17 protein-coding genes are annotated in these 17,719 nt (G+C 49.8%); 6 read left to right on the top strand and 11 right to left on the bottom strand.

All coding sequences use genetic code 11. The annotated features are described in order from the left end of the window. Positions 1 to 2 precede the first annotated feature (2 nt). Together SELSP_RS03150 and SELSP_RS03145 are read right to left on the bottom strand one after the other, a co-directional pair. Entirely contained in the window at positions 3 to 1,247 is a 1,245-nt protein-coding gene (locus SELSP_RS03150) for an IS256 family transposase (RefSeq protein WP_006193358.1), read from the bottom strand. 75 nt (positions 1,248 to 1,322) lie between these two features. Then, a complete protein-coding gene (locus tag SELSP_RS03145; protein WP_013740644.1) occupies positions 1,323 to 1,844 on the bottom strand; it encodes a suppressor of fused domain protein in 522 nt (173 codons plus the stop codon). Positions 1,845 to 1,864: 20 nt separating this feature from the next. On the opposite strand from SELSP_RS03145, the gene SELSP_RS03140 reads away from it, so the two are divergent. Further along, on the top strand, positions 1,865 to 2,854 hold the full coding sequence (locus SELSP_RS03140) for an IS30 family transposase (protein ID WP_013740643.1): 990 nt from the start codon (positions 1,865 to 1,867) through the stop codon (positions 2,852 to 2,854). 18 nt (positions 2,855 to 2,872) lie between these two features. Here the strand turns inward: SELSP_RS03140 and SELSP_RS03135 are convergent, their stop codons facing one another. The 8 genes from SELSP_RS03135 to recA form a co-directional block, all read right to left on the bottom strand. Further along, the gene (locus SELSP_RS03135; protein WP_013740642.1) at positions 2,873 to 4,699 is read right to left on the bottom strand and encodes an ATP-dependent nuclease; all 1,827 of its coding nucleotides are present in this window, start codon (positions 4,697 to 4,699) and stop codon (positions 2,873 to 2,875) included. A 10-nt stretch (positions 4,700 to 4,709) separates the two neighbouring features. Next, positions 4,710 to 5,456: a TRM11 family SAM-dependent methyltransferase gene (locus tag SELSP_RS03130; protein ID WP_006193362.1), complete on the bottom strand. Its 747-nt coding sequence runs from the start codon at positions 5,454 to 5,456 to the stop codon at positions 4,710 to 4,712. Next, positions 5,456 to 5,992, bottom strand: coding sequence for a hypothetical protein (locus SELSP_RS03125; RefSeq protein ID WP_006193363.1), 537 nt, complete (start codon positions 5,990 to 5,992; stop codon positions 5,456 to 5,458). Before SELSP_RS03125 ends, SELSP_RS03130 begins: the two co-directional genes overlap by 1 nt. Before the next feature lie 10 nt (positions 5,993 to 6,002). Further along, entirely contained in the window at positions 6,003 to 6,884 is an 882-nt protein-coding gene (locus tag SELSP_RS03120) for a type II restriction endonuclease (RefSeq protein WP_037367888.1), read from the bottom strand. 215 nt (positions 6,885 to 7,099) lie between these two features. Continuing rightward, on the bottom strand, positions 7,100 to 8,167 hold the full coding sequence (locus SELSP_RS03115; RefSeq protein WP_006193366.1) for a DNA adenine methylase: 1,068 nt from the start codon (positions 8,165 to 8,167) through the stop codon (positions 7,100 to 7,102). 316 nt (positions 8,168 to 8,483) lie between these two features. Beyond that, positions 8,484 to 10,037, bottom strand: a complete 1,554-nt coding sequence (gene guaA / locus SELSP_RS03110; RefSeq protein WP_006193367.1) for a glutamine-hydrolyzing GMP synthase — start codon at positions 10,035 to 10,037, stop codon at positions 8,484 to 8,486. 13 nt (positions 10,038 to 10,050) lie between these two features. Next, complete coding sequence (locus tag SELSP_RS03105) at positions 10,051 to 10,545, bottom strand: regulatory protein RecX (RefSeq protein ID WP_006193368.1); 495 nt, start codon at positions 10,543 to 10,545, stop codon at positions 10,051 to 10,053. Beyond that, the gene (gene recA, locus SELSP_RS03100) at positions 10,493 to 11,578 is read right to left on the bottom strand and encodes a recombinase RecA (RefSeq protein ID WP_006193369.1); all 1,086 of its coding nucleotides are present in this window, start codon (positions 11,576 to 11,578) and stop codon (positions 10,493 to 10,495) included. The genes SELSP_RS03105 and recA overlap by 53 nt, the downstream gene beginning before the upstream one ends. A 155-nt stretch (positions 11,579 to 11,733) precedes the next feature. Here recA and SELSP_RS12400 point away from each other — a divergent pair, with 155 nt between their 5' ends. Both SELSP_RS12400 and SELSP_RS03095 read left to right on the top strand, forming a co-directional pair. Continuing rightward, a complete protein-coding gene (locus tag SELSP_RS12400; RefSeq protein ID WP_327219993.1) occupies positions 11,734 to 11,901 on the top strand; it encodes a type II toxin-antitoxin system HicA family toxin in 168 nt (55 codons plus the stop codon). A 30-nt stretch (positions 11,902 to 11,931) separates the two neighbouring features. After that, the gene (locus SELSP_RS03095) at positions 11,932 to 12,333 is read left to right on the top strand and encodes a type II toxin-antitoxin system HicB family antitoxin (RefSeq protein ID WP_006193370.1); all 402 of its coding nucleotides are present in this window, start codon (positions 11,932 to 11,934) and stop codon (positions 12,331 to 12,333) included. 46 nt (positions 12,334 to 12,379) lie between these two features. On the opposite strand, the gene uvrC is transcribed toward SELSP_RS03095, so the two are convergent. Continuing rightward, the gene (gene uvrC, locus SELSP_RS03090; protein WP_013740641.1) at positions 12,380 to 14,203 is read right to left on the bottom strand and encodes an excinuclease ABC subunit UvrC; all 1,824 of its coding nucleotides are present in this window, start codon (positions 14,201 to 14,203) and stop codon (positions 12,380 to 12,382) included. 315 nt (positions 14,204 to 14,518) lie between these two features. Between uvrC and SELSP_RS03085 the strand changes: the two genes are divergently transcribed. From SELSP_RS03085 to SELSP_RS03075, 3 genes are read left to right on the top strand one after another with little or no spacing between them, the layout of a single operon-like run. Further along, a complete protein-coding gene (locus SELSP_RS03085; RefSeq protein ID WP_006193373.1) occupies positions 14,519 to 15,277 on the top strand; it encodes a TSUP family transporter in 759 nt (252 codons plus the stop codon). Between the two features lie 12 nt (positions 15,278 to 15,289). Beyond that, a complete protein-coding gene (locus SELSP_RS03080; protein WP_006193374.1) occupies positions 15,290 to 16,216 on the top strand; it encodes a Ppx/GppA phosphatase family protein in 927 nt (308 codons plus the stop codon). 21 nt (positions 16,217 to 16,237) lie between these two features. Next, positions 16,238 to 17,704, top strand: a complete 1,467-nt coding sequence (locus SELSP_RS03075; protein WP_006193375.1) for a DUF805 domain-containing protein — start codon at positions 16,238 to 16,240, stop codon at positions 17,702 to 17,704. Positions 17,705 to 17,719 lie beyond the last annotated feature (15 nt).

Raw genomic sequence — 17,719 nt, 5'->3', positions numbered from 1 at the left:
TTTCAGTATGTCGTATCATAGTGTTCCATGAGTTTCGCCATACGCTCATCCATCAACAGTTGGTTGCGAACGAGCGCCCAGTTTGGTATCCTGCGCCCTGCCCATTTCTGGTAAAGCTCCTGCACCCGTAAGTACAGCAGCTTGAACACAGCATCCTCGTTCGGGAAAGAACCCTTCTTCGTGACTTTGCGGAAGTTGGAGTTCACGCTCTCGATCGCGTTCGTCGTATACATGACCTTGCGCACGGCACTGCCGTAAGAAAACAGTTGCTCGACATGCGTGAAGTTGTTCTGCCATACGGCGACAGCGCCGGGATAGCTCGCCCAGTCCTTCTGGAACTGTTCGAATCGCTCGCGTGCCTGACGCGCATTCACCGCGCCGTATATAGCTTTGAGATCCTTCGTGAAACGACTCCAATCTTTGCGCGGGATGTATCGGATGGAGTTGCGAATCAGATGTACGATGCATCGCTGCACGACCACCTGTGGGAAGATCGCTCGCGCACCGTCTTCCAGACCCGTCACGCCGTCCATGGAGAGAAAGCCGATGGCTTCCAAGCCGCGCGACTTGAGTTCGTCAAAAACCTGCATCCATGCATGCTTGCTCTCGACTTCGTTGATCCAAAGCCCGAGCACATCCTTGCACCCATCCATATCGTAAGCCAGGACGACGTGCACCGCCGTTTGTTGGATGCCGCGCTCCGTGCGCAGCGAGACGTACAGGCAGTCGACGAACACGAACGGATAGAATGGCTTCAACGGACGGTTTCTCCATTCCTTCACTTGCTCCATGATGCAGTCCGTGATATGGGAAATCTGTTCATGCGACATCTTAAAACCATAGATGTCCTCGACGGTGGCGGCGATGTCGCGCTGGCTCATACCGCGTCCGTACAGGGCGAGAACCTTGCCTTCAATGGAAGAGACATCACGCTGGTGCTTCTTGACGATCTGCGGCTCGAAGGAGCCTTGACGGTCACGGGGCACGTGGATGGGGACTTCTCCCAAGGTTGTCTTGAGGGCCTTTTCGGAGTATCCGTTGCGAGCATTGCCACTGGAGTTCGTGCGTTCATGGTTGGCATAGCCGAGATGATTTTGCATCTCCCCTTTGAGCGCCGCCTCGAAGATGGGTGCGAAGATGCGTTTGACAACATCTTGGATTTCTTGTGCGTCTTGGGGTTGGTAGGTTTCCATGATTTGTTTGGCGATATTGTCTGCCGGAGTGGGAATCATTTTGCGTTTTGCCATGTTGGAAAAGCCCTCCTAGTGGATGCTCGAATCGAGCTTGAAATAAATCACCAAACTTGGCATTTACACAAACTATTATACACTCCCGTAATTTCCTGTATCGTATACATATCTGGCAATATTCTGCATCAAGTTGATCACCCAGCGCGGCTCATTATATGCCATGCTTCCGTCCTTATTTTCCGCATCTTTATCATCTGCAAAAGGCACGATGCGCATGGTAAATTCGTATCCCCAGCCACTGAATTCCTTGTCCGCACTATCCAGATCATAATATAATTCCGACATGCCGTAACTTACAACATAGCGATGAAATTCCTGTTCGCTGTTGTCATATATACTGATTCCATCCAGCGGATCTTTGCCGCCCAACATGAATTTGATGATCGTACCGTAATGTCTTTCCGCTGTGTTCGGATAGATCTTTTTCAAAGCAGCGTCACTCGCATCCCAGCCCGGCGCCGCATCATCCGCACCGCCATACCTCTCGATATACTCCTTTTTATTGGGGGCGAATGTACAATCTAAATGCAACAATTGTTGAAATAAAAGAATGACACAAGGGTGCTTCTGGTATAATGGTGTTTGCAAAGACAACCATAAGAAAGGAGCAACCCATGTGTCACTACCATCATCTTACACTAGTTGAGCGTGAAAAGATAATGTTTTTTCATGCTCAAGACAATTCTGTTTCCGCAATTGCAAAAAAGCTTGGGCGTAACAAGGCGACCATTTCCCGAGAACTACGGCGAAATACCAAAAATGGATTTTATCAACCTGCCACTGCCCAACGTCAGTATGAGACCCGGCGTAAGTTATGCCATCCGCATAAGCGACTGGAAGATGCTTCCCTTTATGCATACGTCAGGGAGAAATTCTTGAATCAACAATGGTCTCCTGAACAGATTGCCGGACGGCTTGCATTGGAATACCATAGACCTATCATTAGCTACAACACGATCTATCGTGCAATTTACGCGGGGCAGTTTGACGATCCAAACAAATCGCATGGAAATCGCGGTGTAATTCGCAAATTGCGTCATCGTGGAAAATCGCGCCATCGAAAGGGTTATGTTGAAAACCGCGGCAAGATCGCGATTTCAAATGACATCGCGAATCGTCCGGCGGGGGCGCAGAACCGTTCGCGCAGAGGGCATTGGGAAGGCGATACGGTTGCTGGGAAAACAGGCAAGGCTTGTTTAGTGACTTTAGTGGATCGTAAGACGCGCTTTCTCGTTGGAGGGAAATCTTCTGCCAAACGTGCTGCCGATGTCAACGAAGTTATGTTGATCGCATTGGAAGGACATCCCGTAAAATCTATCACGCCGGACAGGGGCAAAGAATTTGCGAAGCACGCGGAAGTTACTGAAGCTTTGGAAGGAGTCAAATTTTATTTTCCCCCACCACATCATCCTTGGGAACGAGGAGCAAACGAGAATACAAATGGTCTGCTTCGCGAATACTTTCCCAAAGGACAAGACATCACCGACATACCGGATGCATACATTCAGGAGATGTTTGATAAATTAAATCGACGTCCACGCAAATGCCTAGGATACAGAACTCCCTACGAGGTCTATTATTCAGAGACGTTGCACTTGACTTGACAATTCGCGTTCTTTTCATTATTTGTTTTCTAAACTAAAATCACACAACTCATTAACTGCTTCTTTTACATAAGGATATTTATCATTACACTCATTTAGCAATGATAGAAGAACTTTATTTGCTTCTAAATTAAACATTCCTGCCAGCCCTTCTTTTACCCTATTAGTTTTCATTCCTGATGATGTAAACGATATTTCCACACCTGTAACCGGATTTAAAGAATTTTTCTCATATTCACACAACTCCAAGATTCCACCCGCTGAAAAGGATTTCGTGTGAATTTTTTTACATATTTTTTTCTCATTTAACTGTTTCATATTTTTTCTTTCCAAAAGCAAGTTTATCAGAAAAACCATAACCTCCGGATATATAAAATCCTCAATCTCATTGTTCGTATTATTATGTTCTAGATTTGTATTCCCGTTATTCATATGATTCTGAATCAATATTGCACTCACTTCTATATACTGATAATTATTAGCTCTTATCTTATTATATATTTCTCTTCCTTTTGTATCATTATCGAAAATAATTTTAATCTTAGGTTTGTATTTAGATGTATTATTATGGTAGTAAGAATTATAAAATTCCAAGTATTTTAAAGCATTATCTGCACCGTCCAGTGATTCTATGTTAGGGCAAGGGTTCCCAAAAAATTTAATTAATCCTGTTAAATATTTTTTATCACAATTTCCTTCAACTAGCAAATTATTACATTGTAATAATTCATAATTTACAGGCTCTATACCTAAATGTGAACATATTTTATCATATCCATTCTTCCCATTAATATCAACGAGTAATGTTTCTATTACATTAACATTTTTCTTTTTTCGATTGGAATATTGCTCATAATACTTCGCATCCAATAAAAATACATTTTGCATATTATATTCATTTATAAATATTTTTGAATGTGTTGTAAAAAACAGTTGCATATATTTACTTTTTTCATCAAAAAGAGATTTCAGTTTTCTTTGTAAACCTTCGTGTAAATAGACATCTGGTTCATCGATACAAACAAATACATTTTTCTTTCTATCAATACGAGATAACATTTCAAATTTTAAAAGAATCGTTGCTAACCTCTGTAATCCTGCGCCTTTATCTAAGACACCAATACTTCCATTATCATTTAATGACAATTTTACATCTTCGGATATTAAATCTCTAAATGTTTCTGAATTTTTAGGAACAATAAACTCCACCTTCCAATTTTCCCTAAAACGCCTAAATGTGTCTGAAATATTATTGGCAAAAATCCCCAATATGTTAGATAGTCCGTCAACATAAGTATCATAAGCTTCTTTCAATGCCCTTTTAGACTGCGAGAAGCGACTTTTGTCATACTCAACATCAATAATACCATCAGTTATTTTTCCTATTAATTCAGGAATAAACGTATTGATTGATTCGATATAGACAAATTCCATTTGTCCAAACAATTCCGAAATTTGTTCAGTAGATAATTCTAATTTATTCTTTTTCATTTTTCTATGCCACTCAAATGAAAAACCTGTAAGACTATTTTCTGGAGAATTCGCCGAATAATTTTTCATATCTCTGCACAAAACAAAATACTTATCACTCTGATCATCCCAAAAAGTCAATTCAATTTTAGGGTGAATAGATTGTCCCCCTGTTGCTTTTTTAATTTTAGGCATATCTATTTCTGTAGCATAATCTTCAGGGTGAAAGAATATATTAATTGCCCGCAATGTATTAGTTTTCCCCACATTATTTTGTCCACATATTGCAACACTATTGAATTCTTGCGAAATATCTATAGTCATAGATAAAATGGAACGGTATCGTGATATACTACATTTTATAATACGTATCATCAGTTGACCCTCACTTTCTAAACACAAACAAATATTCATGGGCTATTAGTAAAAAGTTATATTTTACACTATTAGTTTTCCAATATCCCGTTGCCTTACAATTATGCTGCTCTTTGATAATCAACTCTTTTAACGTAAAGCCAGCATCCTCAAAAATACGCATAACCTGAAAAGACATTGGAATCATATGCCCCTTTTGACGGGTATCTCCCATCAAGACGACACAAAACTTGCCTTTTTTCATCACACGGTAGCTCTCAGCAGCAACGGCGTTCATTTCTTCAAGGAAGTCCTTCACTTTCAAATGCGATAAATCAGCTTCAATATCTTCGCTGTACTTAATAATATCAGCATAGGGCGGATGTGTGCAAATGAGGTCTATGCTGCCGTCAGGAATAAAATCCAGATTGCGCGCATCCCCCTTATGGATATATACCTTACCATCTGCCCCATCATGCTCAAAATCTATTTTTTCTTTGCACCTCTCCAGTGCAGTATCATTTACATCAACACCTATGATGTTTCTATTCAGTAGTTTTGCTTCTACAAGTGTAGTTCCACCACCGGCAAATTGATCAAGCACCAGATCCTTTTCCTCAGAATATCTAAGCAAGATATTCCGAGGAATATAGGGCGACCAATTCCCTCTCCATTTTGCATCGTGGGTTGCCCAATTTCCTCTTTTGGGAAACGACCAATGCGTTGTCATTTCCAACTCAAATTCTTCCGGCTCCCATTTCGTTATTTTCTTTACCATTATCTAATATCCTCAAGATGCACTCCAAATCTATCCAACAAAGCCTTCATTGAAAGCCACCGTCCGGCCTTAGTCGGATAATTGCAATCTTCTTGTCCCCAAATCCATTTATATACTTTAAGAATTGTTTCTACAGGTATTCCAATAGTATCATGAAGTTGCAATCTATGAATAACATCATCTGGTTCTTCACCACAGAAAACATTATAAAGACCTTTAATTAGTAATAATCCCTCCCTCTCATCATAATCATATTTATCAGCTATATCATCACTAATTTCACTATGACTAATTAACCATAAGCTTTGTTCGTTTGGATTGAAAATAAACACCATAAAATCATCTCTCGATAACCTTCCAAAATTTCTTTTTCCTCCTGGCTTATTAATTGCAATTATTTCCCCGGTTGACAGATTTTCAACCTCATATAGCAAGTACGGTATATTGTTGAGTTCATCTCTAAAAGCATTCTTTTCTTGATTTTTTATATGTAGTGGAACTAACTTCACATTGTATTTAAATATTTTATTCGACATTTTTTGTACCTCATATCATTACTTTATTAATAATGCCTTCTTCCAGATCCTTGATATTATAAATATGCTGCATCATATCAAATGTTTCTTCAAGATTATTACGTGCACTTGTCCAACCTTTTCCATCAGTAAACCAAACAAACGTAAATCCGGGAATCCCTTTGGTTTCCCAAGCAAGCGTTTTATAACTGCGTGCAGTCTCGTTTAATTTACTGCCACCACTCCCATAAAAATTAGTTTCAATACCGTAAATCATCTTTGAGGTTTTAACTACAAAATCGAAACGTTTTTCCATTTTTCCCTGATTAGAAATAGCAGACAAATCTATATTCCATTTATCTGTGATTTGATGGATATAGATTTCTTTAAAATAAGTATCACCTCTTACGAATCCCGCTTTCTGAATGAAACTTTCAACTAAATCCTCCATAAGATGCCCGCCACGATTTTTACGACCATTAGAATCAAGCCCCGTTTCAACACCCGTAACATAGTCGACAAGATTGTTGATAATGTGGTTTTTCAGTAAATCAAACAAACCCGTATGCTCCATAAAATAGGCGTAACGCTCGTAATATACGGGACTGTTCAGAGGATACTTTCTTAAGTCGAACTGATATAGATGGCCGCCTTTTTCGTCTTGGCAATATATTTCATTCGCTCTTACTGCCAAGAGCAGAGGAATGCACTTCAAAACTTCAGGATATTTCTTCATCAGATTCTTGAAATCTTCCTTGATATTGGGGGAGCCAATAAGAGAATTGAGGATATTCAATTCAACTTTGATGCCATGAACATTACGATAGACCTTATCAAAATCAATATAATAGCCATAGTCAGCAATGCTGTCACGAAATCCAGATAGCCAAGTAGTAAAATCTCTCTTTGACATATATCTTTTCCTCTTACTATACCTTCTGTACTTTACAAGGCTTTCCTTTTTCGCACCGAGCCGAACGACAATCGCGACAATATGATTGTGGGATATAACGACCATCCCCCATATTCCTATAACCAAACTTTCGTTCTATATTATCCGTATCATATGCTGTCTTACCACAGCAAGGACATTGTGCATATTCTCCATATGGCATATTGCAAACCTCCTTAAAAATTCGAAATAAGCAATTCTTTAATTTTTCCTCGTGCTTGGCTATTACAGTTAATCATTCGATTTGCTTCAACTCTTCGGATCGTATGTTCAGAGTAAATGTTATCAAAGAAATCGTCTTCTGTATTTGAATTTTTCGGATCTGAATTACTCACCACAATTTTTGCTCCTTTTTTGTTCAATTCATCAACAAATCTTGCCAGTTCTTTCTGACTTTCATCATTAAACAAACTTTCCGTATATGCTGTAAAACTTGCTGTGGCTGTAAGTGGCCAATATGGCGGATCAAAATAAACAAAGGTATGTTCATCAATAAATTTTTCTGAAAGTCTATAATCACCACAAACAATAATAACTTTTTGTAATTTGTGAGATAATGATCGAAGATTACTCTCATCACAAATCAGAGGATTCTTATACGCTCCCATTGGGACATTAAATAAACCTTTTTTATTTACACGAAACAATCCATTAAAACATGTCTTGTTCAGAAATATCATCAGTGAAACTTTTTCGACACTTCTCGTCTCATCACCATTCATTTTCAAATCATTAAAACGCGCTCTCTTTTCCATATAGTAGACTTTACGTTCATCTGTCTCCATTGGGATAAACTCATCTTGCATCGTATGCAGCATAGCAACAAGTTCATCAATCTCGTCTCTAATCATGCAATACGCATTGATAAGTTCCGCATTAGTATCACTGATATAAACTTCTTCTAACTCATATTTGCTCAATATATCAAAAAGGACAGCACCACCACCCACAAAGGGTTCCGCATATTTGGTGATGATGTCATTTTCAAAAGGATAATACTTTTCTATTTCTCGAAGAAGCTGCCCTTTTCCACCAACCCATTTTAGAAACGGTTTTATCGTTTTTTCCTCTTTTTGGTTGCATCGTATACTTCCTGCATCTGATTTCTTAGCAGTAGCAGGAATCATCCACATATTACCTGCCATGGTTGCATGATCAATCTTATTCTCAGAACAAAGAGCAGCCACTCGTCTCTGTGAAATCCCCCACTTATCCGCAGCTTCTCTTGCGGATATATATTCCATAGTGATACCTCCATTTTCAATTTTTTCATATTCTAACGCCGAAAATTTTGAGCCATTATTGCATGGATTCTTTTTGAAATCCGTACCCCATTTTTCTCCGTCACGAATTTTGATATAGGAAACGCTGATAAAATGAAGTGATCCAGATTTGTACAGATGGCTGTGCCTATCGAGCTCCTCACAGGCGTAGCAGTGCTACGTCGAGAAGTTGCAGACGACGAGAGGACAGGATAGACGTGTGAAGATGGACGACCACATTTATCAGCGGTTCCTATAATATGAACATTGATTTTAAGCCATTTAGGAAAAATCCACTCTACTCAAACTCGATCGTCCCCGGCGGCTTGCCGGTGCAGTCGTAGAGCACGCGGTTGACGCCCTTGACCTCGTTGACGATGCGGCTCGTGACCTTCTGCAGGACGTCCCAAGGGAGAGGCGCACTCTCGGCGGTCATGAAGTCGCTCGTGAGGACGGCTCTGAGCGCGATGGCATGGTCGTACGTCCTGCCGTCGCCCATGACGCCGACGCTTCTCATATTCGTGAGCGCGGCGAAGTATTGGCCGAGGGTCTTGTCGACGCCGGCCTTGGCAATCTCTTCGCGATAGATGGCGTCGGCCTCCTGGACGATCTTGACCTTCTCTGCCGTGACCTCGCCGATGATGCGGATGCCGAGGCCGGGGCCGGGGAACGGCTGACGATTGACGAGATACTCGGGGATGCCAAGCTCGCGGCCAGCCTTTCGCACCTCATCCTTGAACAAGAGGCGCAGCGGCTCGACAATCTCCTTGAAGTCGACGCAGTCAGGCAGGCCTCCGACATTGTGGTGGCTCTTGATGACGGCAGACTTGCCGAGACCGCTCTCAATGACGTCGGGATAAATCGTCCCCTGCACAAGGAAATCGACCTTGCCGATCTTCTTCGCTTCGGCTTCAAAGACACGGATGAATTCCTCGCCGATGATCTTGCGCTTCTTCTCCGGTTCTGTCACTCCCTTGAGTTTTTCGTAGAAACGCTCCTTGGCGTCGACGCGGATAAAGTTCAAATCGTACGGGCCTTCCGCGCCGAACACGGCCTCGACCTCGTCGCCCTCGTCCTTTCTGAGGAGGCCGTGATCGACGAAGACGCACGTCAGCTGCTTGCCGATCGCCTTCGAGAGCAAGACCGCCGCCACGGAGGAGTCGACGCCGCCCGAAAGCGCACAGAGCGCCTTGCCCGCGCCGATCTTCTCGCGCAGGGCTTCTACCGTCGTCTTGACGAAGGACGACATCTGCCAATCGCCCTTGCACAGCGCGACGCGGCGCACAAAGTTTTCAAGAATCTTCGTGCCGTATTCCGTGTGCATGACCTCGGGATGGAACTGCACGGCATAGAGCTTTCGTGCCGCATCTTCCATAGCCGCGACGGGGCAGTTCGCCGTCTTTGCCGTCACGCGAAAGCCTTTGGGCGCTTCGGCGATGTAGTCGGTGTGACTCATCCAACAGACGCTCTTTTGCGGTACATCAGCGAAGAGCACGGACGCCCCGTCCGCAACTTGAAGCTCCGTCCTGCCGTACTCGCTGACAGGCGCCGTCTCAACCTTGCCGCCGAGTTTGTGTGCCATGAGCTGCGAACCGTAGCATATACCGAGGATGGGGATACCGAGGGAGAAAATTTCCTCGCTGTACGTCGCGGAATCCTTCTTGTAGACGCTCTCAGGGCCGCCCGTAAAGATGATCGCCTTGGGCGCGAGCGCACGAAGCTTCTCCAGCGGGAGCGTATGCGGATGCACCTCGCAGTAGACGCTGCACTCGCGCACGCGGCGTGCGATCAGTTGGTTGTACTGACCGCCAAAGTCCAGTACGACAATCAATTCATGGCTATCCTTCTGCAAGGCAAATCCTCCTTCATTCTTCTTCCTCTTCGGTGAAGTCAGCGACGGCGGCGCGGCAGACGGCAGTCGAGAAGCCGCGCCGATAAAGATGCTGCAGCATCTTCTGCACATCGGCATTTTTCTTGAAATGCAGGGCAAGGCATCGCCCCGCCGCATCCCGCTCGCGCTCAAATATATCGCCCGGCACGCACTCAGCGATGAGCGCCGAGGGAAAGCCCTTCTGCATGAGTTTCGCCGTGATCTGGCGCACACTCTGGCGGCTCTCTTCGTAAAGAAATGCAAACTGGTGGCGGCACGCCTCCTCGTCGTCGAGATAGCCGCGCTCCGTCAAGGTGGCGAGCGCCTCTTTGATTTCCTCCTCCTCATAGCCGCGCTGTGCGAGCTTTCGCGCGAGGTGCGCCGTGCTGTGCTCGGCACGCGCAAGGAGGTCGACCGCCTTCATCAGCGCCGTCTTCTCAATCTTCGTCCGCTGCCGCTTCCGACTGCTTTCCTGCGGCTTCTCGCTCATTCTCGTCGTCGGGGACACGCTCTACCTCCCCATCTTTTGCTGCCGTCGCCTGCTCCATGAGCTTGGCGCGCACCTTCTCCTCGATCTCGGCGGCTAGCTCAGGCTTTTCTTTCAGCGCCTTCTTCGCATTTTCCTTGCCCTGGCCGAGGCGCGAACCGTTGTAGGAATACCACGAGCCGCTCTTTTCGATGATGTCAAAGTCTGTCGCAATGTCGAGCACCGTGCCGACGCGCGAGACGCCCTCGCCATACATGATGTCGAACTCTGCCGTCTTGAAAGGAGGCGCAACCTTGTTCTTGACGACCCGGACTTTCGTGCGGTTGCCGATCATCTCCTGCCCCTGCATGATCTTGTCCGTCTTGCGCACGTCGAGGCGCACGGTCGAATAAAACTTCAGGGCGCGGCCACCTGTCGTCGTCTCGGGGCTGCCGAACATGACGCCGACCTTCTCGCGGATCTGGTTGATGAAGACGGCGACCGTGCGCGACTTGCTGATGAATCCCGTGAGCTTTCGCATGGCGCGGCTCATGAGACGCGCGTGCATGCCGACGACCTGATCGCCCATGTCGCCGTCGATCTCCGCCTTCGGCACGAGTGCCGCCACGGAGTCGACGACGATGATGTCGATCGCGCCGCTGCGCACGAGAGCGTCAACGATGTCAAGCGCCTGCTCGCCCGTATCGGGCTGCGAAATCAAAAGCTCGTCGATATTGACGCCGAGCTTCTTCGCATAGACGGGATCGAGCGCGTGCTCGGCATCGATGAATGCCGCGATGCCGCCATTCTTCTGCACCTCAGCGATCATGTGCAAGGTGACCGTCGTCTTGCCCGAGCTTTCAGGGCCATAAACCTCGACGATGCGCCCGCGCGGCAGACCGCCGACACCGAGCGCGACGTCGAGCGGCAGAATGCCCGTCGGAATCGTCTCCACGTTCATGTTTGCCGACGCCTCGCCAAGGCGCATGATCGATCCTTTGCCAAATTCTTTCTCTATATGCTTCAGAGCATTCTTCAAGGCTTCTTCTCTATCCATAAAGGTATGATCTCCTCCTTCGATTGACTCTTCCTCCTATTATATAGAACAGCGATTCTTTACGCAAGCTTGACAAGAAGAAACCTCTTGCCTTATTGCGCAATATTACGTATTATAGAAGATAAGGAGGAGCTCCCGTGAAGATTTCCTAACTCATTAAAATTCTGAAAAAGCATCATTGTTATAAAAAACGAAGCGGCGGCAATCATGATATTTGGTACAGCCCCCATACGAACAAACTATTTCAAGTCCCGCGTCACGGCAATCAGGATGCCGGAACAGGACTCGTCAACAGCATCCTAAAGCAAGCAGGAATCAAATGATGCCTGTTGCATACGGAAAGGAGTTTTCTCATGAAATACGTTTATCCTGCACTGTTCCATCCGGAAGACGACGGCATCTTCTTCATCTCTTTTCCCGACCTCGACGGCTGCTTCACACAGGGGAGTTCCATCGCTGAAGGAATGGACATGGCTGCGGACGCATTGAACCTCATGCTTTGGCACATGGAAGAGGAACGTATGCCCATCCCCGAGCCGTCGCCTTTGCAGAAACTCAATGTCGAGCATGGCGACTTCTTGACGTTGATTGGCGCAGACACGCTTGCCTACCGCAAACAGCACGACACAAAAGCCGTGCGCAAAAACCTTTCCATTCCCCGCTGGCTCGACACACTGGCCACCGAGCGCAATATCAACTTCTCAAACATTTTGCAAAATGCCCTGATGCGTGAACTTGGCATAAGCCAATCATGAGCACACGAAAAGCCGCGCCCTGACAAAGGAGGCGCGGCTTTATTCTTTATTCCTCTCCCGCAAGCATCTTCTCCTGCGCGAGGAAGAAATTTTTCACGGCTTCGGCTGCGGGAAGCGTCATACCGTCGACGGCGGCAAGCTCCTCGACGCTCGCTGCCTTGATCTTCGCGATCGTGCCGAAATGATTCCAGAGCGCCTTGCGCCGCTTGGGGCCAATGCCCGCGATATGGTCGAGCACGGAGACAAGGTTGCGCTTGCCGCGCAGTTTGCGATGGTATGTGATGGCGAAGCGGTGCGCCTCATCGCGAATGCGCTCGATGAGGTAGAGCGCCTGGCTGCGGCGCGGCAGGATCACGGGATCGGAACTGCCCTCGGTGAAGATGTACTCGAACTGCTTGGCAAGCCCGACGACGGGCACGGTCAAGTGGCCTGCGCCGCGGATGATTTCCAGTGCGGACGAAAGCTGACCCTTGCCGCCGTCGATGATGATGAGGTCGGGCATTTCGTCTTCCGCGAGCTTGGTGTAGCGACGCTCCGTCACCTCGCGCATCGAAAGGAAATCATCGGGCTTTCCCTCGGCGCTTCGGATCTTGAAGCGCCGATAGTCGGACTTCTTCGGCAAACCGCCCTCGAAGACGACCATCGAGGCGACCGTCTCCGAGCCTTGATTGTGCGAGATGTCGAAGCACTCCATGCGCATCGGCTCTTCCTTGAGTCCGAGATAGCGGCCAAGCTCCCGGACCGCGCCGAGCGTCTGATCGTTCGCCTGCTCGATGCGCGCGGCCTCGTCCGTGAGGTACTTCTCAGCATTGGAGCGAGCCATTTCGACGACGTCGTGCTTCGTGCCGCGCTGCGGTACGGCGAGCGCCACCTTCGCCCCCTTGCGCTCGGCGAGCCAACCCTCCAAAAGTTCCGTCTCCTCGATGGGAAACGGCAGCAGGATCTCGCGCGGTACGAATGCCGCGCGATGGTAGTACTGCTTCAAAAATGCCGTAAGAAGCGCCTCGTCCGTCTCCTCCTCACTGCCCGAGAGCAGAAAGTGCTCGCGCCCGACCATCTTGCCCGCGCGTATGAGAAAGACCATGACGACCGCACCTAACCCCGATCGCGCCATGCCAATGGCATCCTGGTCGCCCGATCCCGTCACGATGTTCTGCTTCTCCGCCACCTTGCGCACGGCGGCGATCTGATCGCGCAGACGCGCCGCCCGCTCGAAGTCGTAGTCCTCCGCCGCCTCCGTCATGCGGCGCGAAAGCTCCTTTTCCACCTGCTCCGTCCGACCTTCGAGGAACAGGCATACCTCGCGGATCATCGCGCCGTACTCCTCCTTGTCGACCGGCTCGCAGCACGGCGCAAGACAGCGCTTGATGTGATACTCCAAGCATGGACGCTCGACCTTCATGTTCTTGCATGTGCGCAGCGGGAAGAGTCTCTTCAGGAGCTTCACGCTCTCGTGCATCGCGCCTGCCGACGTATAGGGGCCGAAGTAGCGCGAGCCGTCTTTCGTAACGCGCCGCGTGACCACGACGCGCGGATACTCGTCGGCCAGTGTGACCTTGAGGTACGGATAGCTCTTGTCATCCTTGAGGCTGATGTTGTAGCGCGGGCGGTGCTTCTTGATGAGGTTGCACTCCAAAATCAGCGCCTCGACCTCCGAATGTGTGAGAATCGTCTCGAAGTCGGCAATCTTCGCGACCATGGCTCGCACCTTCGGCGCTTGGTGCTTGCCGCTCTGGAAGTACTGCCGCACGCGGTTCTTGAGGACGACGGCCTTGCCAACGTAGATGATGCGCCCCTTCGCGTCCTTCATGATGTAGACGCCAGGCGAATCCGGCAGCAGTCTGAGTTTCTCTTCCACGATTTCCGTCACTTGCTTCCCCTCACCTTCCGCATGCGCTCTTTGATCTTGACAGATTTCTATTCGCCGCACGGCAGGAAATTCCTGCCGCGGCAGAGGTTTGTGGACAAAAGTGCGCCGCCCTTAATGAAAGTTACCCTATCAGTCTGCGCCCTTCGGGCTTGACTTCTTGGACTTTCATAGTAAACTACACGCACAAACGTCCACTTTGTGGACATTGTGCGCCGCCCTTAACGAAAGTTGCCAATCAGTCTGCGCCCTTCGGGCTTGACTTCTTGGACTTTCATAGTACTATATAAATACAACATTAGTGGGGAGGCTTGAATCATGGGCTTGGAAATGCTGCTCTTCATCTGCATCATGGGCTTTTTTTCAGCGTTCATCGACGCTGTCGTCGGCGGCGGCGGGCTGATCTCCATCCCTGCGCTGATGATGACGGGGCTGCCGCTCCTAGAGGTGCTCGGCACGAACAAGGCGGCTGCCGTCATGGGCGCGTGCACGAGCTTCATCTCCTTCATCAAGAGCGGCAAGGTCGATATGAAGCTCATCCGCCTGCTCTTTCCCATCACGCTCCTCGGCTCCGCCGTCGGCGTGCTCGTCGTGCGGCAGGTGCCGCCCGACTTCCTGCGCCCTCTCGTCGTCGTCATGCTCGCACTCGTGCTCCTCTACAGCATATTCCGCCGCGACTGGGGACGCGAGAACAAGTACCGTGGCATGACGCGCCGCGTTCTCCTGCTCTCCGTCGTCGTCGCCTTCACCTTCGGCTTCTACGACGGCTTCTTCGGACCGGGTACAGGCTCCTTCATGCTCTTCGCCTTCCTGCTCGTGGGCTTCGACTTTCTCGGCGCGGCGGCAAACGCGCGCGCACTGAATTTTGCGAGCAACCTCGCCGCCGTGGTGCTCTTCGCCTACTTCGGTCTCGTCGATTTCACCTACGCCATCCCCATGGGCATATCCATGATCGTCGGCGCCTGGTGCGGCGCGCGCCTCGCCATCAAGAAGGGAAGTTCCTATGTACGGCCGCTCTTCATCGCCGTGACGACCGTGCTCATCGGCAAGCAGCTCTTCGACCTTTTTGGCAAATAACGGAGGATTCCCATGATACACGCAATCATCGACATCGGCTCCAACACCGTGCGCATGGCGGTCTACCAAATCAAGGACAGCGCCGTGGAGCAAATCATGAAGAAAAAGGACACGACGGTGGGACTCGCCTCGTTTATGCACGACAACGTGCTCGAAGAGCGCGGCATCAAGCGGCTCGTCTACGCGCTCGAAGATTTCCAAAAGTTCCTTGCGGCGCTGCACATCGAGAACGTCTCGATTTTCACAACGGGCGCTCTGAGGAACGCCGCGAACAGCCGCGAGGCAATCGCGGAAATCAAAACACGCACAGGACTGGATATTTATGTAATACGCGGCGAAGAAGAAGCGGAGCTTGACTTCATCGGCGCGACGCACGACCTTGCCGCTGAAGAAGGACTGCTCTTCGACATCGGCGGCGCAAGCACGGAGATGGTTCACTACAAGGCGCAAAAAATCGTGCGCAAGACGAGCCTTCCCGTCGGCTCTCTCTACCTGCACACGAAATTCACGAAAGAGCTCCTGCCGTCTCGCGAGGAAGTCGCGAAGATGCGCACGGACGCCGCACGCATCCTCGATGCCGCCGCAGATTTCACAGGACTCCAGGGGCTTCCCGCCTGCGGCATCGGCGGCACTTTCAAGGGCGCAGCGGCGCTCTCTGCCGCTCTCTTTTCTGCCTCGGACGGCCGGACGATCACACGCGCGGCAATCGATGCGCTGCTCGCGCGCTTCCTGCGCGATCGCCATCTCACAGAAGATGACGCCGTGCATCTCATGCGCACCGTTCCCGACCGCATGCACACGCTCCTGCCCGGCCTCGTCATCGCCGGTCTCCTCACCGAACGCTTCGCACTTTCTTCCATCGCCTACAGCGACTCGGGCGTGCGCGAAGGCTACATCTACGACCGCATTTTGAAGGAATCAAGCAGGAGAACGATATGAATCGAAGGAGAGACATGACCGATGGCAAAAACAGGCAAGGCAGCAGAAGACACGGAAAGCATCCTGGAACGCCTGAGACGCGAGAGCTTTTCGAGTGAAGCGGCGCTCGAAGAAATGCTGCACCCTTCGAAAAAAGCGAAAGAACCACCGACAGACGACAGCGATGGCTCTGAGGATATAGACGAGCTGGACAGGCTGGACAGACTAGGCGGGCGAACCGACACGAACAACCTTGACACGACAGAGATATCGGCAGAAAGACAGACACAGGCAGCCAAAGACGGCATCGAGGAAAGAACGCCGCCGATCGGCGAAACGCGGCCGCGTCAGAGCGCCGCCGAACTCTTGCAGGAATTGCTCGCAGACGAGGAAAAGCGCAGTGAGATGGCAGCCGAATTGGAAGAAGAGGTGAAGCCGCCGCCGCGCGGCGGCTTCCTGCAGGGGCTTTTCGAAAAATGGCTCTCGCCCGAAGGCCGCATGGGGCAAAAGCTCTTCGTCCTGCACCTCGTCGGCAGTCTCGTCGCGGCGGCAGGCCTCGCCGCGCTCGTCACGGGTGTGACGGCTGCCGTCCTCTCATGGCTCGGCGCAGGCCGCCCCATGCCGTCGGAAAACATCTCGCTCGCGGCCGCTTTCGCCGCCATCCTCCTCATCAGCGTGCCTCTTGCACTTCTGCTGATCGTATTCTTGCGCGCGGCCATGCGGCGCTGGCATGACCTCGGCTACGGCGATACAGCATGGCTCATCGCCGTCATCTGCCCGCTCATTATCCTCGCGCTCGCCGAAGAGGGTCGTACACTGCTCCTCTTCCTTGGCCTGCCGCCGCTTTTGGGCGTCGCTCCCGATCATCTGCTGCTCAAGAGCGCCCTGCCCTATGGGGGCGCGGCACTCGCCCTGCTCATCCTCCTGCACGTCTATCTGATCTTTGCCGAAGGAGAGTTTTCGAGCAATGCTTCCGGCTCACCCGAGAGCGCCGCTGATTTACACCCCTATATCGCGGAGCGCCCCAAGGAGGACTATCCGTTCTTCCTGCGCATGCTCCAACTCAAGGGGCGCATGAACCGCAAGCGCTTCTTACTGCGCCTGCTCTTCCTCCTCTTCTTCGTCTCGCTGCTCGTCTTCGTCGTGCTGGAAACGGCGGAGCGCCTGCCGCAGCCCCTCGGCAATCTCGTCGCTCTCTACGGCACATCGGTCTCCTGCGCCCTCGCCGCCATCCTGCCCATCGGCATCGTCACACAGCGTCTGCACGACATCGGCAGAAGCGGCTGGCTCGCGGGCGTGCCGCTCGCGCTCACGCTCGCCTTCATCGGCTGCCTCGCGTTCTTCGACGGCGACCCTCGCATCCTCGCACGCGAACCGTTCGGTCTCGAAATCATCGCCGCCGCCTTCGCCCTCGAAATCTACGAAGTCTTCCTGCTCGCCGCCCTCGTCTTCGTCAAAGGCTCCGTGACCGTCAACGATTATGGCGAATCGACGCTGGAGCGGCAGTAGGCAAAAAGAGAAGCA

Origin of the sequence: Selenomonas sputigena ATCC 35185, from assembly GCF_000208405.1 — a bacterium.
In the GTDB taxonomy this organism is placed as follows: Bacteria; Bacillota; Negativicutes; order Selenomonadales; family Selenomonadaceae; genus Selenomonas; species Selenomonas sputigena.
This window is presented reverse-complemented; position numbering and strand designations above follow the sequence as displayed.

Coding starts and splice junctions, on each gene's coding strand:
- SELSP_RS03150 (WP_006193358.1), bottom strand. CDS start 1,247: ATGGCAAAACGCAAAATGATTCCCACTCCGGCAGACAATATCGCCAAA.
- SELSP_RS03140 (WP_013740643.1), top strand. CDS start 1,865: ATGTGTCACTACCATCATCTTACACTAGTTGAGCGTGAAAAGATAATG.
- SELSP_RS03135 (WP_013740642.1), bottom strand. CDS start 4,699: ATGATACGTATTATAAAATGTAGTATATCACGATACCGTTCCATTTTA.
- SELSP_RS03130 (WP_006193362.1), bottom strand. CDS start 5,456: ATGGTAAAGAAAATAACGAAATGGGAGCCGGAAGAATTTGAGTTGGAA.
- SELSP_RS03125 (WP_006193363.1), bottom strand. CDS start 5,992: ATGTCGAATAAAATATTTAAATACAATGTGAAGTTAGTTCCACTACAT.
- SELSP_RS03120 (WP_037367888.1), bottom strand. CDS start 6,884: ATGTCAAAGAGAGATTTTACTACTTGGCTATCTGGATTTCGTGACAGC.
- SELSP_RS03115 (WP_006193366.1), bottom strand. CDS start 8,167: ATGGAATATATATCCGCAAGAGAAGCTGCGGATAAGTGGGGGATTTCA.
- SELSP_RS03105 (WP_006193368.1), bottom strand. CDS start 10,545: ATGAGCGAGAAGCCGCAGGAAAGCAGTCGGAAGCGGCAGCGGACGAAG.
- recA (WP_006193369.1), bottom strand. CDS start 11,578: ATGGATAGAGAAGAAGCCTTGAAGAATGCTCTGAAGCATATAGAGAAA.
- SELSP_RS03095 (WP_006193370.1), top strand. CDS start 11,932: ATGAAATACGTTTATCCTGCACTGTTCCATCCGGAAGACGACGGCATC.
- SELSP_RS03085 (WP_006193373.1), top strand. CDS start 14,519: ATGGGCTTGGAAATGCTGCTCTTCATCTGCATCATGGGCTTTTTTTCA.
- SELSP_RS03080 (WP_006193374.1), top strand. CDS start 15,290: ATGATACACGCAATCATCGACATCGGCTCCAACACCGTGCGCATGGCG.
- SELSP_RS03075 (WP_006193375.1), top strand. CDS start 16,238: ATGGCAAAAACAGGCAAGGCAGCAGAAGACACGGAAAGCATCCTGGAA.